This window comes from Bacillus cereus group sp. MYBK15-3, from assembly GCF_051916765.1.
Lineage (GTDB): Bacteria > Bacillota > Bacilli > Bacillales > Bacillaceae_G > Bacillus_A > Bacillus_A cereus.
In genome coordinates this window covers 721,093-739,438 of the sequence record NZ_JBQAHG010000001.1, presented here as the reverse complement: position 1 = coordinate 739,438, position 18,346 = coordinate 721,093, and the positions used below count along the sequence as shown (strand labels likewise).

Below are 18,346 nucleotides of genomic sequence, written 5' to 3'. Positions count from 1 at the left end.
AACCGCATGTTACGTTATTCCATATAATTAAACAAAATACGGAGAAAAACAATCGTTTTTACTATATTTTGTTATAAATTTGAATAATATTAATTAATACCATCCATTTTAAGAGATTTTAGTTGAATACATACTATATGGTGTGTAAAATCTAAGCAAGTAGCAGTTTAAATATAAATTCGAGGTGAATGCATGCTAGATTTTAAGCAATTAGAAACTTGTTTAAAAGACAAGAGATTTGTAGATGGATTACAGGAAATAAATAATGAAATTGCATATATAAAAGAAACGAATACTTTATCCTATGTGAAGAATTGGCTTGCCAATATTCCTTCGCATAAGGAGTTCGATATATTAATTCGCCTTACTGATGAAGGGCTTATGCACCAATACAGTTCATTCCTCATTCGTTACGCTTATAAAAAATTCCCAAATATGAGAACGCTCTCTTTATATTGTGATGAGTTAATTGATGAGCGGAAAATTCTTGAAGCAGAGCAGTTGTTAAAATCTTCTTTAGAAGAGTTAAGTAAAGAAGAAATAGATGCAGATTTTTTAGCGAAAACATATTTTACGTTAGTACGATGTCTTTTAGAAATGAAACGAAACGAAGAAGCGTTAATGTATATGCAAAAAGCAGAGGAGTACAGTGCGCGCGCAGTGTTTGATAAATGGGGCTACGTTTATATGCATACAGGTGAATGGGAGAAAGCGGAAGAACAATTTATTGCTGGCATGCAGCATGAAGATTGTGAAGAGTTATCTACCTATTTATTATCACAATTGTATGCGAATAAAGGAGAACAAAAACGCGCGATACAGTTAATCGATGATGCGATTGTAAAATTCCCACAAGTACCATATTTTCATTTTGAGAAGATAAAGTATTTATTAGATTTAGAGCAATATGAAGAGATGTTAGCGGTAATAGATAACATAAATACTCAGCTGCCATATCATGCCTATAATACTTACTTTGTACATTTACGTGCAGAAGCACTGTACAAAATGAATAAATTTGCAGATTTACAAAAACTATTAAAAGAAGAAAAGAGTTTAAAAGAATCTTTATATCATAATTTAGAAAAAAATCCGGATGGAAAAAAGGTTCACTTGCCGATAGTTCCTATTGTACAAAAGGATAATTATTGTGTTCCGACAAGCTTAGAGATGATGTTGCGTATATGGGGAGAGAAACGTACACAAGATGAAATAGCAGAGTTTATTTTTGATATGACAGGTTCGAAGTTTTCAGATACTGTTTCTTATTTAGAAGAATTAGGTTATGAATATCGTTATTTTAAAGGGAATGAAGAGAATTATAAGAGACTGATTGACGAAGGAATTCCTGTTTTATTAAGTATAGATATTGAGCATGCTTCACACGTACAAGTTCTATCTGGATATGACGATACATTGCAAGCTTTCTATGTTCAAGATCCAAACTTTATAGAACCAGTTCTTGTGGAATATAGTAAATTACAAGAAAAATATCGTTATACAGGCTGTTTAGCAATCACGTTTGTTCCGAAAGAAAAGAAGGAGCAACTAGCGTTTCTAAGTGAAGAAGAAGATCGTTATTTTAAATCTATTTTTTCTCTTACGGATCATTTAGATGAACATGACAAAGAGGGAATTAGTAACTTAGTACAATTTTTAAAAGAAACGAGTGATAATCCAAATACGTGGTTATATACGATAAAGCACTTAGATGTTGAAGTAGATAAAGAATTTATTTTATATTGTATCGATAAGTTAATGGAAAAGTTTCCGAACTCGGACTTTGTTAAATTGCATGGTGCACAGTGTTTTATTCGTCTTCAGGAAGTAGAGAAAGCGGAGCAAATGCTGACAAGCGTTGAGAAGAAAAATAATCGTGCTTTATATCATTTAATAAACGGAAGATATGCGTTTGAACAGGAAAGTTATCTAGAAGCGATTTCAAGCTTTCGTTCATCGTTACAATTAGACGCAGATCAGCCTATTGCTTGGAGTTTTCTCGCTTTATCCTATATGTATATTGATCAATCTGAAAAAGCATTGCAATACTCTCAAGTTGCGTTAGAGCGTAGTCCTGAAAGGTTCACTTTAACAAATCACGGTTTAATATTAATAGATTTAGAAAGATATGAAGAAGCATATGAAATCTTTAATGACTTGTTAAAAGAGTATAAATATGAAGCGCATGTATGGTATGAACGAGCGAGATGTGCACATCAACTAGGGAAATTATATTTAGCAATAAAAGGGCTTAAAGTAGCGATTCATTTGGATAGTAATGCACCTTACATTTATACGAAACTTTCGGAAATATACGAATCTGATTTGAAGGATGAGGAAAGTGCGAAAGAAATTTTATTAAACGGTATTGAGAATTGTGATGATAAAGCACCTCTTTACGTAAAATTAGGTGACTATCATTTTCAAAATGATAGCTTGGAAGAAGCAGAAGTATTGTATAAGCGTGCTTTAGAAGAAAATGATGAGGATGTTTATTCTCACTTCGGACTTACACAAGTTTATATGGCAAGAGAACAATATAAGGAAGCAAAAGAATATATTCTTGGTCTTGAGAAGCAAATTGAAAAGAGCCAAGATTTCCTCATGAATGCAGGAATGGTTTTATGGGATGCTGAAATTGAACTTGGTGGAAATGAAGAAGGATTTAAAGTAGCGCTATCTAAGTTAGAAAATGGTATAAAGAAAAGTGATTATAATGTAGCAAGTGCGTTAGATGAATATGTGAATCGAATTAAAGGAACGGAATTTGTACAACGAGGTATAGCATTTTTAAGAACGTTACACAAAGAAAGAAATGAAGTAAGTGAGTACGGTTGTTATGCAGGTATTTTGTATGAATCTATTGGACAGTACGGCCAAGCGATGAAAAGATATAATAAGGCGATAGAACAAATGGAAACGGCATTACCGTATTACCGAATTGGCGAAACACTTATGGCATTAGGGCAATTGACGGAAGCAAAGCAGGCGTATGAAACATGTTTAGAGCTTGATGGGAATTTCGTAGGTGTACATTTACAGCTTGCGGAAATATACGAAAAAGAAGAAAACCGTTCTAAAGAACAAAGTCATATGGTTCAGGCGATGAAAGAAGAGCCGTTGCATATTAATATGGAATATTTGGCACAGCTTTCAGTAGAAATGAACCTTCAGGAAGAATTGCTGATTGAACTAGAACAATTAGCGGACGAAGTACCTGAAATATGGCGTTTAGATGCGATTGCATATGTGTACGGAGCGATGAATGAAACAGATAAAGAACAAGCACAGATTGAATACGCGCTACAATTAGATGGTGAGCATATAGAAGTACTATATCATTATGCAAAAGTATTAGTGAAAAAAAGAAATGTAAAAGCAATTGAAGTTGCAATGAAAGTAATACAAAAAGATTTTGATAATGAACGTATATTTGATGTTTATGTAAAAGCAGTAGAGCAACATAAAAAATTGTCTAACATACGAGATTTTCTTCATACATTAAAGGTGAAAAAAGCAGAAAGAAGTGCAGCATTCATGTATGCTGCAGCTGCGGTTACGGAAATATGGATTGAACGCCAGCTGCATGAACAGCCGAAACGATCTATCATTACGAGAGCTTTTTATCGTATGAAAAATCGTGCGAAAGAAATTTCAATGGTTACTATGATAATTGATTTATATGAAATCTCTTTAAAGTTAAATCCGAAAAATAGTATGGCAGCACAGCGATTTGCGCTATTTTATGAGAATGTAGAGATGAATAAAGAAGCAATAGAGATTCTGCACACGTCACTAGAAAATAAATGGGATTATGACGTAGCGAAGCAACTTGTAAATCTTTTCGTTGAGTGCGAGGAAGAAGATATGTTAAGAGATGCTTTGGAATTAACGAAACAAATGGTTCGAGAACTACCAGATGATTATGATACTCTTCTTCTGCAAGCACAAGTATTCTTTAAAGCAGGGGAAGAAAGAAAAGCAGAAAAGATTATCTTACAATTAACAGAGCAAACACCGTTTGTAAGTAGAGCATTTCTTGCTTTAGGAGAAATATATCAAAGTCAAGAAAGGTTTGAAGAGGCAATTCAAGTATTAGAAAATGCTTCTATACATCATCCAAATGAAACAGTAATTCTTCTTTCTTTAGCGTCTTCATATCATGGTGCCGGCCAAACACTAAAGGCAGAAAAAATAACAAATGAAGTATTAACAATGGATGCAAGTGATTTGTTAGCAAGATATGATCGTGCTTGTTATTTAGCACAGTTAAATAGAAATGAAGAGGCGAAGGAAGAGCTTGAAATTGTCCTTCGTGAGGATGACTCGGGATTCTTTGTTGAACTTATTGAGGATGATGAAAATTTAGCAGCATTGCGAGAATTTGAAAAGTAATTGTATAAGAATAGGGGAAAAAGATAAGGATATATTTTGAATTAGTTGACAATTAGTTGCTAAATGGCATAAAATAACTTTTAACAAAGTATACAAATCTGAAGACGAGAAAGAGTAAAATAGTGAGCTGTTCTCCAGAGAGCCGGTATATTGCTGAAAGCCGGTGTGCAGACGTTATTTGAAAATCATCTCCGAGGAGCTGAGGCTGAAAGTAAGTAAGCCCGGACGGATGTCTACCGTTACAAAGAACACGTATGATAGTACGTTGCTAAGTGCTATTAGTGAAAAAGCTAATAGAATTAGGGTGGTATCGCGGGTAAACCCGTCCCTACTTTATAGGGACGGGTTTTTTGTGTGCTTTAAAATATTCAAAGGAGTGATTGTATATGGAAAAAGTAGATGTAAAAGAATCAGCTGTAGGAAGAGAAATGCGAATTCGCAAACAGTGGAACGAACAAAATATTTTCGAACAATCAATTCAGAATCGAGAAGGCGCACAGTCTTTCGTATTTTATGAAGGACCACCAACGGCGAACGGACTACCGCATGTAGGTCATGCACTTGGACGAACAATTAAAGACTTAGTAGCAAGATATAAAACGATGGCTGGTTATAAAGTGTTAAGAAAAGCGGGATGGGATACACATGGTTTACCTGTAGAATTAGGCGTTGAGAAGCAACTTGGTATTTCTGGTAAACATGAGATCGAAGAATATGGCATTGAACCATTTATTCAAAAGTGTAAAGAGAGTGTTTTCACATATGAGAAGCAGTGGCGTGAATTCACTGAAAGTATTGGTTATTGGGTAGATATGGATGATCCATATGTAACTTTAAAGAATCCATATATCGAAAGTGTATGGCATATTTTGGGGACAATCCATGAAAAAGGATTGTTATATAAAGGACATAGAGTTTCACCATACTGCCCAAGCTGCCAAACCTCATTGAGCTCACATGAGGTTGCACAAGGGTATAAAACAGTAAAAGATTTAAGTGCAACTGTGAAGTTTAAAGTGAAAGATAGTGAAAATGAGTATTTCTTAGGTTGGACCACAACACCTTGGACACTTCCAGCAAACGTTGCGCTTGCTGTCCATCCAAATATGGAATACGTTAAAGCAAAACAAGAAAGTCATGTATACATTGTTGCGAAAGAACGTGTACAAGAAGTATTAAAAGAGAACTATGAAGTATTATCTGTTCATAAAGGCGAAGAATTATTAAACACATCTTATACAGTGCCATTTCCGATGAAAGAAGTTACAAATGGTTACCGCGTTATTGCAGCAGATTTTGTAACGGGAGATAGTGGTACAGGACTTGTTCATATTGCTCCAGCATATGGAGAGGACGATTATAGAGTCGTTCAAAGTGAAGGATTGTCATTCTTGCACGTTGTAGATGAAAAAGGTGAGTATACAGAAGCGGTACCATTTTTGAAAGGGAGATTTGTAAAAGATTGTGACGTGGATATCGTTCGTTATTTAGCGAAGGAAGGTTTACTGTATCATAAAGAAAAATATGAACATAGCTATCCGCATTGCTGGCGTTGTGATTCACCACTACTTTATTATGCAGGAGAAAGTTGGTTAATCCGAACAACTGCAATTAAAGATACATTTTTACAAAATAATGATTCTGTTACTTGGTATCCGGATCATATGAAACATGGACGTTTTGGTAAGTTTTTAGAAAATATGGTGGACTGGAATATTAGCCGAAATAGATATTGGGGAACACCATTAAACGTGTGGGAATGTGAAAGTTGTAATCATCAGTTCGCACCGAAGAGCATTGCCGAATTAAGAAAGCATAGTACGAAAGAAACACCGGAAGATTTGGAATTGCATAAGCCGTATGTAGATGAAGTGCAAGTCTGCTGCGAGAAATGCGGAGGAACAATGAATCGTACACCAGAAGTAATTGATGTTTGGTTTGATAGTGGTTCTATGCCATTTGCACAATATCATTACCCATTTGAAAATAAAGAGTTATTTGAAGAGCAGTTTCCAGCGGATGTTATTGCAGAAGGAATTGATCAAACACGCGGCTGGTTTTATAGTTTATTAGCAGTATCAGCACTATATACAGGAAAAGTACCGTATAAACGAGTGTTATCACTAGGGCATGTTTTAGATGAAGAAGGGCAGAAAATGTCTAAAAGTAAAGGAAATGCACTAGACCCAGTTGATTTAGTAGATAAATTTGGTGCAGATGCGCTAAGATGGGCTTTACTTGTTGATAGTGCCCCGTGGAATGCGAAGCGTTTTTCTGAAAGAACAGTACTGGAAGCGAAATCTAAATTTGTAGATACATTAGTCAATGTGTATAGCTTCTACGTTTTATATGCAAATTTAGATGAGTATAATCCGAAAGAAACGTATGATGTAAAGCTTACGAAATTAGACGAATGGGTATTATCAAGGTTGCATAGTACAACGAAAAAAGTGAGAACTGGACTTGATGATTATCAATTTACGAATGCAGCTCGTGAAATTGCAACACTTGTAGATGAAGTGAGTAACTGGTATGTAAGACGCTCACGTAATCGTTTCTGGGAATCTGGTATGAACGCTGAGAAAGCAGCTGCGTATGAGACACTTCATGAAGTACTTGTAACAATTAGTAAATTAATTGCACCATTTACACCATTTGTCGCGGAAGACATTCATCTGAATTTAGAAGGAAGCAGCGTTCATTTAGCCGATTATCCAGTTGTAAATGAATCACTACTTCAGCCGAAATTAGAAGCGGAAATGGATGCTGTTTTACAAGTTGTTGAACTTGGAAGAAGTAACCGTAATCAGCATTCTTTAAAAGTAAAACAGCCGCTAGCAGAACTTGTATTACTTGAGCATAACGAGAATGATATGGATTGGGAATCTTATCGTGATATCGTTATGGATGAGTTAAATGTAAAAGCGTTCCATGTTGAACTCGATGAAACAAAATACACATCATATCAATTGAAGCTTAATTTTAAAACAGCGGGGCCGAAGTTCGGTAAAAATGTGAATGCAGTGAATGGTTGGCTAAAACAATTATCACAAGAAGAAGTGCAAAACTTTGTATCAACAGGAAGAGCAGTTTACGAAGCAACACCAGGAGAAGAAGTAGTTGTAACTGCTGAAGATGTGTTAGTTGAGAAAGTTGCAAAATCAGGATTCTCTAATACGACTAACGGACAATATACAGTTATGTTAGATACGAATGTAACGGAAGAATTGTTGCAAGAAGGAGTAGCGCGTGAATTCATTCGTGCGGTTCAAGAATATCGTAAACAGTTGAATTTACCAGTTAATTTACGAGTCGATGTTATTCTTGATACAGAAGTAGAGCTACAGCGAACGTTAACGAACCATAAAGATTTATTGGAAGAAAACTTACTCGTTAAACAATTTACATTTGGTCACTTAACGAACGAAGACGATGAACTTTCTTTGGGTGAAACAAAACTTAGAATTAAATTAAGTGCAGCTAATTAAAGAAAAAAGGAAGTTGGAATGATTCCAACTTCCTTTTTGTATGATGGAAATTTATCCGGCTAATTTCCTCATAATCCATTCGATAGGACCTCTAGAAAATTTCTTTCTCCATAACACACTAATTAAAATGCTGAAAATGAAAAATGCAGTAGCAAATAATAAAACGAATAGTAGTGATTGATTTTCCATTCTATTTAATAGAATTAATGTCCCAATACCGATAAATACATGACTGACATAATGAGTTAATGTTAATTGTCCTGTTTGCACAATGGAAGTGACAAACCAATTATTTCTATATTTTTCAGCGATATAGAGGCAAATGATTAATATAGCAATAGAGGATCCTGTAGCAGATAAAATATATAATACATTTGGTAAGATGGGACCTGTATTAAATAAAAATGTGGCGGTCTCTCTGCCGATGTATGGAATAAAAAAGTGTGTAAGTCCTTTTGATAAAAGTTCTGTCAATATTGTGATTGTAATACCGAGTAAGAGTAATCTTTTTTTTATTTTTTTATTATGAAGATCTAACCTGCCAATTAACATACCGATTAAGAAGAACGAGAACCAAGGGAAAATAGGGTGATAGCCATTAAAGAATAAGTTGCGAAGAAAACCCTTTATTGTCCAGAAGTCTACATAATTTATAAATGGAGTTGGACCTACCCAACCCTCGAAAGTATTGAAAGTAAGCTGAAGAGATTGTGCGAACAATAAAATAATGATAGAAAGAAAAAGTAATAGTTTTTTGCGTACTGTCATGAGTAATGCAGCAACGAAAAGGTAAACACCATAGTAGTGTAATATATCCCCAGTCCACTCCATTACATATAGTAGTAATCCTAAAATAAATAAGAAAAGTGATCGTTTCCATATGGTCTTTCGGCTATTAGAAATTTTTATTTGTTCATTGCTAGCAACGGCTGACCTAGTCATTAAAGTTATACCAATGCCAGCAAGTATAACAAACAAAGCAGAGGCTCTACCTTCAAATAGTGACATGAAGGTTATTAAAAAAGGGGGACCATTTCCTTCTGCACCTGTTATCACCATGAAATTAACAAGTAGCATACCAAACATCGCCCAAGCTCTAGCAAAATCTAAGCCGATAATGCGTTTTTTTGTATTCACTTCAACCCCTTCTTTCAAAAATGTTATTTACAGCTTCAATCCAAATTTGTTTATAATCTATCTTTGCATCAATCATCATAAAATTTCCGATATTATCAAGCACTAATGCTAACATATGAGCTTTTGAAACTAGATTTTTATTTTCAATTAATTGAAGTTCATTTGCTTTTGTAAGGAGTACTTCAAATCCATGTAAGTATTCTGTTTGCACAGTTAGTAATCGATCTTTGTACATCTTGTTTCTTGAAGATAGTAATACATATTCTTGTAACACTCGGTTAAAATAAGGGTCGTTTCGCTGTTCATCAATTATTTTAAGGCCAATTGCAATACATTTTTCAATAAAATTTGACTTTGTAAACTCTTCTGTATGGAAATAAGAAGAGAACTGCATAGCTTTACATAATTCAGTAAAAATACATTCAATTAAAGCATCTTTAGACTTAAAGTAGTAATATATAGATGGTTTTGCGATACCAACCTCCTCACCAATCATCGTATAAGTTGTTTTAACAATACCGTACGTAGCAAAAAGGCGATAACTTGCTTCCATTATTGAAGAGAGTGTTTCTTCACTTTTACTCATATAGATCCTCCTAAAAAAAGGTTATTTAAATCGTATCATTTACAAGTGATTTTTTCAACCTACCGTTAGGTAAAAAAAAGTCTATTTTTTAAACAGTAATATGAAAAGCTTTAGGGATAAGGAATGGATTTAGAAATTTCTTTCTAAAGTATTGTGTTCACTTTACACATAAATATTGAGAAAATTTCACTTACCCTAAATGGAAAGGTAATAGAAGTGTTCATAGAGAATTACTCGTAGATTCAATTTTTATCCATCCGTTTTGCGGGGAATGATTGCCTAGTGGTAATGGGATAAGGTTGAGCTACTTTATTAGGGGGAGTGGTTCTATGTTTAATAAAAAAATGGTGGCAATGGCAATGACCGTGCCGTTAGTAATGGGGACGATTTCTACGGTTTCGGCATTGGAAAAACAACAGCAAGTAAAGTTAGAAGCTTATTCGCCACAGAAAAAAGCAACTGAATATTTAAAAGAAAATGCTGCGCAGTATGGATTGAAAACAGACCTTTCAGACTTGCAATATATTTCTACAACAGAAACGTCAGTAGCTTCATATGTTAGGTTCCAACAAGTTGTTAATGGTGCACCTGTATTTTCAAAACAAATAACAGTTACGCTTAACGGAGAGGGAAAGGGAGTACTCGCTGTTTCTGATTATCAGCCTGTTACAGGTGTGAAGGAAGTAACGACAAAAATTAGTGAAAAAGATGCAATACAAAAATCAATGGCGTATGTTGGAGAAGCAAGTGAGCAAAATTTATGGGCTCCTACAGATAAAGAGTTCGGATATATTGTTGAAGAAGGAATTGCTCGTCCAGTATATAAAGTTGTAGTCCATTCTAATAATCCATTTGGTGCATGGGAAACATTTATTGATGCAGAAAATGGAAAGTTAATTAAAAAGGTTGATATAAACCGAAAAGCTGAAGGGTCAGGAAAAGTATTTTTACCTAACCCAGTCGTATCTAGCGGTAGTAAAGTAGGCTTAAAAGATAATAACGATGCAGATTCAACAGCTCTAACGAACCAATTAAAAACTGTTACGTTAAAAGGTTTAGATGGAACAGGATTTTTAATTGGAGAATATGTAACGATTTCTTCAAAAGCGAAAACAAAATCTACAAACTTACAATTCAACTATACACGTGCAAATGATAGCTTTGAAGATGTAATGTCATATTATCATATTGATACATTGCAACGTTACATTCAAAGTCTAGGGTTTAAAAATATTAATAATCGTTCGATTAAAGTGAATGTGAATGGAACAACAGCTGATAACTCATTCTATTCACCGACAACGAAAGCTTTAACATTTGGTACTGGCGGTGTTGATGATGCAGAAGATGCTGGTATTATCGCACATGAATATGGGCATTCGATTCAAGATAACCAAGTTCCTGGCTTTGGTAGTTCAGCAGAAGGTGGAGCGATGGGAGAAGGATTTGGCGACTTCTTAGGTGCTACATATGAAGACGCAGTATCGACTACTGGATATGGTAAAGCATGTGTTGGAGAATGGGATGCGACAGCTTATTCTAGTTCAGATCCAACATGCTTACGCCGATTAGATACGAATAAAGTATATCCGAAAGATATAACGAATGAAGTGCATGATGATGGTGAAATTTGGGCTCAAGGTCAATACGAAATGGCACAAGCTTTTGGCCGTGATGTAGCAACGAAAATTATTTTACAATCGCACTGGTCATTAACACCAAACTCTAAATTCAGTGATGGAGCGAAAGCGATTAAGCAAGCGGATGCTCTTTTATATGGCGGACAACATGCTGCTGATATCGATCGCATTTGGGCAGCGAGAGGCATTAGTACGAATTAATATAAAAAGTCGTGGCATTTATAAGCCACGACTTTTTAATTTGCTTAAGAACTGGTACTAGTAAATAAAGCTATATCAATGATAGTGTGAATATATCCGTATCCCATTTACTTTTTAGCTTCTTTAAAAACAAAATGCTCTTTAAATTTTCTAGATTCAACTTTTTGACCATTTCGCATCGATCGGAATGGGTGTTCTTGCCATGTAATAATAACATCAACTTCATCTGCTTTTGTAGCAACGGGTAAATTAGCGTGTTCAAATCCAGTTTTTCCACTTGCCAAACGACTTTCCTTTAGGGAAAAGAGTTCATATTTCGTTTTCTTATTTGGTTCGTTGCGGAATACTTCGACGTTTACATTATATACTTCACTATTCCCGACATTCTTTACTGAAAAATGATATGTTTGAAATTCATCTTTTTTAGCTTGAAGCATATTCTTGTTTGTTTTTTTCGGTTTATCAATATTCACTTGCCATTGATCAGAGTTTTGAGAGATTGGTAAAGATTTTGGTGAATAGGCATACGTTTCGTTTACTACAATTAAGCAAAACAAAAGGAGAAAGAAACTAATTGCTTTTTGCATATACACACCTCGCTTTAAAATTTTTATTAATATGCGTAAATGAATTAGTTTTTATGTAAAAATTGGAAAATATTAAAGGTGTAATTTTGGATGTAATACATAAGAATATGTATTACAAAATTAACTTTTCACACTTTAGAAGAAGTTAGGAGTTATAAAACCAGAATGTTTCAAAAAAAGCTTGCGTTTTATAAGGTAAGGAGTTAGAATACTCTGTAAATATAAAAAGTGATGATCAGGAAAAGTACATGGTGCAAAGGTCTACAGAGAGCAACCAGTTGCTGGGAAGGTTGCGATACCGCATGATGGAAAGACACCTGTGAGTGTTGCTTTGAACGTGATTATTAGTAAAAGCAAACGGTACCTACCGTTATCAGGGCTAAGATGGTCAGTATGACAATTTGGGTGGTACCGCGGAAAAAATCCGTCCCTATATTTATAGGGGCGGATTTTTGTATTCTTTGAAAGGGGGTGAGTGACCGTGGATGATGACGATGACAACAATAACGTAAATAAATATAAAATTACTGGAGGGAAAAATAATGGATTCAATAATGAAGCGTTCACTCACAAAAGAATGTACAAAGCAAAGTGGAAAAGTTGTATTACTTCAAGGATGGGTAAAAAAGATTCGACATCTTGGAAATGTTAGTTTTTTATTATTACGAGACAGAACAGGAGTAATTCAATGTGTATTAGAAAATGAATTGGCTGGATATAAAGTTGATGTAGAAAGTGTCGTCCACGTAATTGGTGAAATAGTCGAGACATCGAAAACAAAATTGGGTGTTGAAGTACTTGCTCATGAAGTGAAAGTAATAAACGGTGCAGAGCCACTTCCATTTGAAATAAATAAAAAGAAGTTACAAGTTGGCTTAGATCAACTACTTAATGAGCGAGTAATATCATTAAGGCATGAGCGAACCGCAGCAATTTTTAAAGTGAAATCTACACTCGTTCAAAGCTTTAGTGAATTTCTTATAGAGAACGATTTCACGCGAATATTTACGCCGAAAATTGTTTCGCAAGGGGCAGAAGGAGGAGCAAATGTTTTTAAGCTTCCATACTTCCAAAAAGAAGCTTATTTAGCACAATCACCACAGTTCTATAAGCAAATGATGGTGGCAGGTGGGTTAGAACGAGTTTTTGAAATTGCACCTGTATATAGAGCGGAACATCATAATTCTTCCCGTCATTTGAATGAATATATATCGTTAGACGTAGAGCTTGGTTTTATTCATGATTTTTATGAAGTGATGCAACTAGAAACGGATGTTTTACGATATATGTTTCAACAAGTAGCGAAAAAATGTGAAATAGAACTACAACTATTACAAATAGAAGTACCTGTTATTACTGAAATACCTAAAATTACATTGTTAGAAGCACAAGAAATTTTGAAAAGTAAGTATCGTAAAGAATCTCCTGTAGGGGATTTAGATACAGAAGGTGAAAAGTTACTAGGGAAATATGTGAAGGAAATATATAATAGTGAATTTGTTTTTATTACGCATTATCCGAAAAAAGCGAGACCGATGTATACGATGCTGAATAAAGAGAATCCAGCTATTACTGATTCATTCGACTTATTATATAAAGGATTAGAAATAACGTCAGGGGCACAGCGAATTCATAATTATGAAATGTTACTCGCTTCGTTTAAAGAAAAAGGATTACACCCAGATAAATTTCAATCTTATTTAAATACATTTCGATATGGTTGTCCACCACATGGAGGTTTCGGAATTGGGTTAGAAAGGGTTGTATATAAACTTTTAGAATTAACAAATGTACGAGAGGCGAGTGCTTTTCCGAGAGATTGTACTCGTCTCATACCGTAAAAAAAATCTTCGCGATTATCGCGAAGATTCTTTTTTTATAGTTCGTTTAAAAAGGTGAAAATATAGACTCTTTCTTTTTCTAATAAGCTTAGTAAAAGTCAGTTGAAATATGAACCATTTCGACAAAAAAATCAATATACCCTTGACAGTTACAAATATAACAGATATACTTCATATTAATTTCAAAAGAAAATATATTCTAAATATTAAAATGTGTTGAATAGGAGTAGTAAGGTCATGTATTTGTACAGAGAGCTATGGGTTGGTGTGACATAGTCAAATGACATCCTGAACTCGCCTAGGAGCAGTAAGGTGGAACGGAATTACATTCTTAGTAAATCTTAACGGTTAACCTTCGATATTAGGTTTGTAATCAAACGATTACTACTAAGGTGGATTCATAATGGAATCAATAAGGGTGGTACCGCGTTAAGTAAATGGCTTAGCGTCTCTTTATATAGAGATGCTAGGCCATTTTTTTATTATATGGAAGAAGAAATGGAGGGTTTATTTGAATAGGTTTATAAAATTTATTTATTCATATAAAAAAGATTTAATTAGGAGGAAAATGAGATGAAACAGACGGAGCAATGGACTTCGAAATTAGGTTTTATAATGGCGGCAGCCGGATCAGCAATTGGACTTGGTGCGATATGGAAGTTCCCTTATATCGCTGGGAAGAGTGGGGGAGGAGCGTTCTTTTTAATATTTATATTATTTACTGTTTTAATTGGACTACCGCTACTTATAGCTGAATTTATGATTGGACGCAGTACGCAGAAACAAGCAGTTGGAGCATTTAAAAGCATCGCACCAAATACAGGATGGCATTGGATTGGACGCCTTGGTGTTGGAACTTGTTTTATACTACTTTCGTTTTATAGTGTTGTAGGTGGATGGGTACTAATTTATTTATTCAGAGGAATAACTGGACAACTGATTATTCCAGGACAAAATTACGGTACATTATTTACTGAAACAATTGGGAATCCTGCTTGGGCTATTATGGGACATTTCGCTTTTATGTTCATTACGATATGGGTTGTATCAAAGGGTGTACAAAACGGAATTGAAAAAGCAAGTAAATATATGTTGCCAGCATTGTTCGTTTTATTTGTCGCTCTTATTATTCGTTCGTTAACACTTGATGATGCAATGAAAGGTGTGAAGTTTTTCTTACAACCAGATTTCTCAAAGATTACTTCGGAAAGTATTTTGTTCGCAATGGGGCAATCATTCTTTGCAATTAGTATCGGGATTTCAATTATGGTTACGTATAGTTCCTATTTAAATAAAAAAGAAAGTTTACCAAAATCAGCAATAACAATTGTTGGATTAAATTTATTTGTTTCATTATTTGCAGGTCTTGCTATTTTTCCAGCCGTATTTTCATTAGGAATGGAGCCAACAGAAGGACCTGGATTACTGTTTATCGTATTACCATCTGTATTTAGTCAAATCCCATTCGGTGGATTTTTCTTAACAGTATTTCTTGCACTATTTACATTTGCGACATTAACATCAGCATTTTCTCTACTAGAAACTGTTGTTTCAGCATTAGCAAATGGTGAACAAGAAAGAAGAACGAAATTATCATGGATGATCGGCTTCTGCATTTTCTTAGTAGGTATACCATCTGCGTTATCATTTGGAGTATGGAGTGATATTACGATTTTTGGAAAGAATATTTTTGATGCAGTAGACTTTTTATCTAGTAATATATTAATGCCACTTGGAGCACTATTTATTAGTATTTTCGTTTCATTCAAAATGGAGAAGAAGGTACTAGAAGCAGAGTTTTTTGTAGGTGGAAATTATGGAAAGAAAGTATTTACTTGTTGGGTATTTTTACTTCGATTTGTAGCACCACTTGCAATAATTATCGTCTTCTTAAATGTGATAGGGATTATTTAATATTAAATGTTATAATATTCAGTAAAAAAAAGGGGTGATGATCATAAAGAAAAATTTGATAGAAGCAGGGAAATATATGAATATTAGAGGGAAAAAGCTATACGTTGAAACACATGGAAATCCTAAAAATAAGCCAGTCTTATACTTGCATGGTGGACCAGGAGAAAGTTGTTATGATTTTTCATTTCATCAAGCGGAACGTTTAAAAGATTCTCTATATGTAATTATGATAGATCAAAGAGGTGTTTGTCGCTCAGAAGAAATTACTGAAGACGAAGCTTTTGGATTAAATGATTTGATTGAAGACTGTGAGGAATTAAAAAAAGTATTACAAATTGAGAAGTGGTCTATAATTGGACACTCTTTCGGTGGATATGTAGCATTGCTTTATGCGTCGATATATCCAAGTTCAATAGAGAAAATAATATTTGAAGGACCAACTTTTGATTTTGCATTAACAAGTAGGGCTTTGTTACAAAAGACAGGGCATTTATTAAAAAAGTATGGAAAAGAAGAAGTAGCAGAAGAGTGCTTTGCTTATTCATCTAGCGAGGCTAGTTCAGAAGAGTTGTTAGAAGCTTATATAAGACTAAGCGCTGAATTAGAAGAAAAAAGAATGGAGATTTACAATAATAAGGAAGATAGGACAGATGAGAGTTTATACAGTGATGAAGAGTGGGAAATATTTTCAAATCGCTCCAAAATTCACTTTGATAGATTAAAATTAGAGGGAGCATGTCATACATCATTATTATCAAAAATAAAAGATGTACAAAATCTAATGTTATTAATAGTAGGAAAAGATGATGTAGTAACGTGTGAAGAACAAATTAAAACATTTAATAAAGATGCCCGAAACGGCAAGTATATCGTATTTGAAGAGAGCGGTCATTCACCTCATTATGAGGAAGCAGATAGATTTGCAGAAACAGTCATACATTTTTTGAAATGAAGAAAAGGGTGCTTCTATAAATGAGAGGCACCCTTTCTAAATTTCTGGATATGTGATTGTGATGTTAGGCCACTTACTTTGCCAATTCTTTTTTATAACTCTGTTTTTGTACAAATGTAATCGTTCTTTCGATTCAAGAAAATGAGCTGTTGGTTTCACTTGTAAGGAAAGGACATCTTCAATACCACATGGGGCTGTTAAGATAACGTTGTTTAGTTCATCAAGTGTAACTCCTAAAGCCGTTGCTGTTTCAGGGAATTTAGAAATAGCATTAACAGAAGAAGAATATGGTGGCATATTATTCACTACATGCATACGAGCTTGATTTTTTACAGACCAAGGGATAGTAGCATCAATATTCATTAATTTCGTTTCTAATGATTGTTCGTATATCTCATCTTGATGTAGACTATCATAATAAATCACATCAACATCAGGCATAGCCGTTTTAGCTTCATAGTCATGTAAAGTATCCCAAATTTTAGAACGAACAAATCCGGCACAAATCCACCAATCAGGTAGCTCTAGTGATTTTGCCATTTGTAATACATTCATCATCCATTCGTCGTTTTCTATTAAGCGAATTATATCTTTCTCTGTTTTGATCTTCATTGATAAATTCACCTTTCTAGTAAATTAATGCATCAGTTCAATAATCCATAAAATCCAGTAAGCACCTGGTACAAATAGCAGTTGTGCTAATAATGTGCCGAGAAGTCTAGAAATCATTAGCCAACCATACATTTTACTCATAGATTCAGCACCGCTTTCTGATTGTAGAGCACGTTCTGTTAAAAGAGCAATGCGTGGATCGAGTAATACAGTTAATAAAATAGTGGCGAAACCATTTACAAGGCCAGAAGCTGTACTTGCATTTGTTGCATAATCTGGATTTAAAAAAGAAGCGTAAAGGGCTGAAAGTACCCCTGCTGTATAAATAGCAGTAGCAAACATGTTAATAAGCATAATACGCTTTGGAATACCACCGATACGCAGTCTATGAATCATTTCTAACTTTGGAAAACGGACATATTTTTTTGTGTACTTTAATTTTTGAATGTTATTCGTTTTCATCATTCGAATGAAAGAACCGTCTGTTTCAAAGTTTTGAATGACATATCCAAATAATTTTGTCAAAGTTGGATAAAGAATGATCGCGATTAATGTACCGATAGAAGCCGATAATAGTACGAGTCGTATAATATGCTCTAAATTAATAGAAGAATCTAGTTTTGCTTCATCGACAATACCACCGATTAAAAAGGCTTGTAGTAAGTTTGATGTTCTTGAAATAAGTAAGACCATTCCTACAACAGACAAGGCAACCGCAATCTTCTTTAAACGTACTCCAGCTAATCGAATACTATAAGAGCTTGTTTCAACTGCGTGGATCACAATTGTGAAAGCCATTATAAAAATTAACGTAATTGACATTTGTTTCACCAGTTTCTATTAAAATAATTGTAACTTTTTTACTGTATCATATCTATCGTATTTTGTAACTGAAAGTATGTGACATATGGAAATTGATTTTTCGAAAAAATAGATAATAATAGTATAATAGGGAGAAGTGGAAGAGATGTTAGCACTTATTTATACAGCAAA

Annotated in this window: 11 protein-coding genes and 3 other annotated features; of the genes, 6 read left to right on the top strand and 5 right to left on the bottom strand. The window is 34.3% G+C overall.

Going from position 1 to position 18,346, the window contains the following annotated elements; translation table 11 throughout:
* Positions 1 to 192: 192 nt before the first annotated feature.
* On the top strand, positions 193 to 4,395 hold the full coding sequence (locus ACTFR8_RS03705) for a bacteriocin-processing peptidase family protein (protein WP_088046004.1): 4,203 nt from the start codon (positions 193 to 195) through the stop codon (positions 4,393 to 4,395).
* Positions 4,396 to 4,487: 92 nt separating this feature from the next.
* Positions 4,488 to 4,728, top strand: a binding site (T-box leader).
* A 53-nt stretch (positions 4,729 to 4,781) separates the two neighbouring features.
* On the top strand, positions 4,782 to 7,883 hold the full coding sequence (gene ileS, locus ACTFR8_RS03700) for an isoleucine--tRNA ligase (protein WP_100616949.1): 3,102 nt from the start codon (positions 4,782 to 4,784) through the stop codon (positions 7,881 to 7,883).
* 51 nt (positions 7,884 to 7,934) lie between these two features.
* Here the strand turns inward: ileS and ACTFR8_RS03695 are convergent, their stop codons facing one another.
* Both ACTFR8_RS03695 and ACTFR8_RS03690 read right to left on the bottom strand, forming a co-directional pair.
* Positions 7,935 to 9,020, bottom strand: coding sequence for a DUF418 domain-containing protein (locus tag ACTFR8_RS03695; RefSeq protein WP_001093123.1), 1,086 nt, complete (start codon positions 9,018 to 9,020; stop codon positions 7,935 to 7,937).
* A 1-nt stretch (position 9,021) separates the two neighbouring features.
* Positions 9,022 to 9,606, bottom strand: a complete 585-nt coding sequence (locus tag ACTFR8_RS03690; RefSeq protein ID WP_000045224.1) for a TetR/AcrR family transcriptional regulator — start codon at positions 9,604 to 9,606, stop codon at positions 9,022 to 9,024.
* A gap of 329 nt (positions 9,607 to 9,935) precedes the next feature.
* Between ACTFR8_RS03690 and ACTFR8_RS03685 the strand changes: the two genes are divergently transcribed.
* Positions 9,936 to 11,447 (top strand): M36 family metallopeptidase, encoded by a 1,512-nt coding sequence (locus ACTFR8_RS03685; protein WP_044584412.1) that lies wholly within the window; start codon positions 9,936 to 9,938, stop codon positions 11,445 to 11,447.
* A gap of 107 nt (positions 11,448 to 11,554) precedes the next feature.
* Here the strand turns inward: ACTFR8_RS03685 and ACTFR8_RS03680 are convergent, their stop codons facing one another.
* Positions 11,555 to 12,034, bottom strand: coding sequence for a hypothetical protein (locus tag ACTFR8_RS03680; protein WP_001167912.1), 480 nt, complete (start codon positions 12,032 to 12,034; stop codon positions 11,555 to 11,557).
* 222 nt (positions 12,035 to 12,256) lie between these two features.
* Positions 12,257 to 12,469: a binding site (T-box leader), on the top strand.
* A gap of 107 nt (positions 12,470 to 12,576) precedes the next feature.
* Between ACTFR8_RS03680 and aspS the strand changes: the two genes are divergently transcribed.
* The 3 genes from aspS to ACTFR8_RS03665 all read left to right on the top strand — a co-directional run bounded on the left by aspS (position 12,577) and on the right by ACTFR8_RS03665 (position 16,741).
* A complete protein-coding gene (gene aspS, locus ACTFR8_RS03675; RefSeq protein ID WP_100616948.1) occupies positions 12,577 to 13,875 on the top strand; it encodes an aspartate--tRNA(Asn) ligase in 1,299 nt (432 codons plus the stop codon).
* 207 nt (positions 13,876 to 14,082) lie between these two features.
* Positions 14,083 to 14,331: a binding site (T-box leader), on the top strand.
* A gap of 117 nt (positions 14,332 to 14,448) precedes the next feature.
* On the top strand, positions 14,449 to 15,789 hold the full coding sequence (locus tag ACTFR8_RS03670) for a sodium-dependent transporter (RefSeq protein WP_000814530.1): 1,341 nt from the start codon (positions 14,449 to 14,451) through the stop codon (positions 15,787 to 15,789).
* Between the two features lie 76 nt (positions 15,790 to 15,865).
* Complete coding sequence (locus ACTFR8_RS03665; protein WP_119781923.1) at positions 15,866 to 16,741, top strand: alpha/beta fold hydrolase; 876 nt, start codon at positions 15,866 to 15,868, stop codon at positions 16,739 to 16,741.
* Between the two features lie 36 nt (positions 16,742 to 16,777).
* On the opposite strand, the gene ACTFR8_RS03660 is transcribed toward ACTFR8_RS03665, so the two are convergent.
* Positions 16,778 to 17,353 (bottom strand): nucleotidyltransferase family protein, encoded by a 576-nt coding sequence (locus ACTFR8_RS03660; protein ID WP_252209947.1) that lies wholly within the window; start codon positions 17,351 to 17,353, stop codon positions 16,778 to 16,780.
* A 24-nt stretch (positions 17,354 to 17,377) separates the two neighbouring features.
* Positions 17,378 to 18,175 (bottom strand): lipid II flippase Amj family protein, encoded by a 798-nt coding sequence (locus ACTFR8_RS03655; RefSeq protein ID WP_000028915.1) that lies wholly within the window; start codon positions 18,173 to 18,175, stop codon positions 17,378 to 17,380.
* Positions 18,176 to 18,346 lie beyond the last annotated feature (171 nt).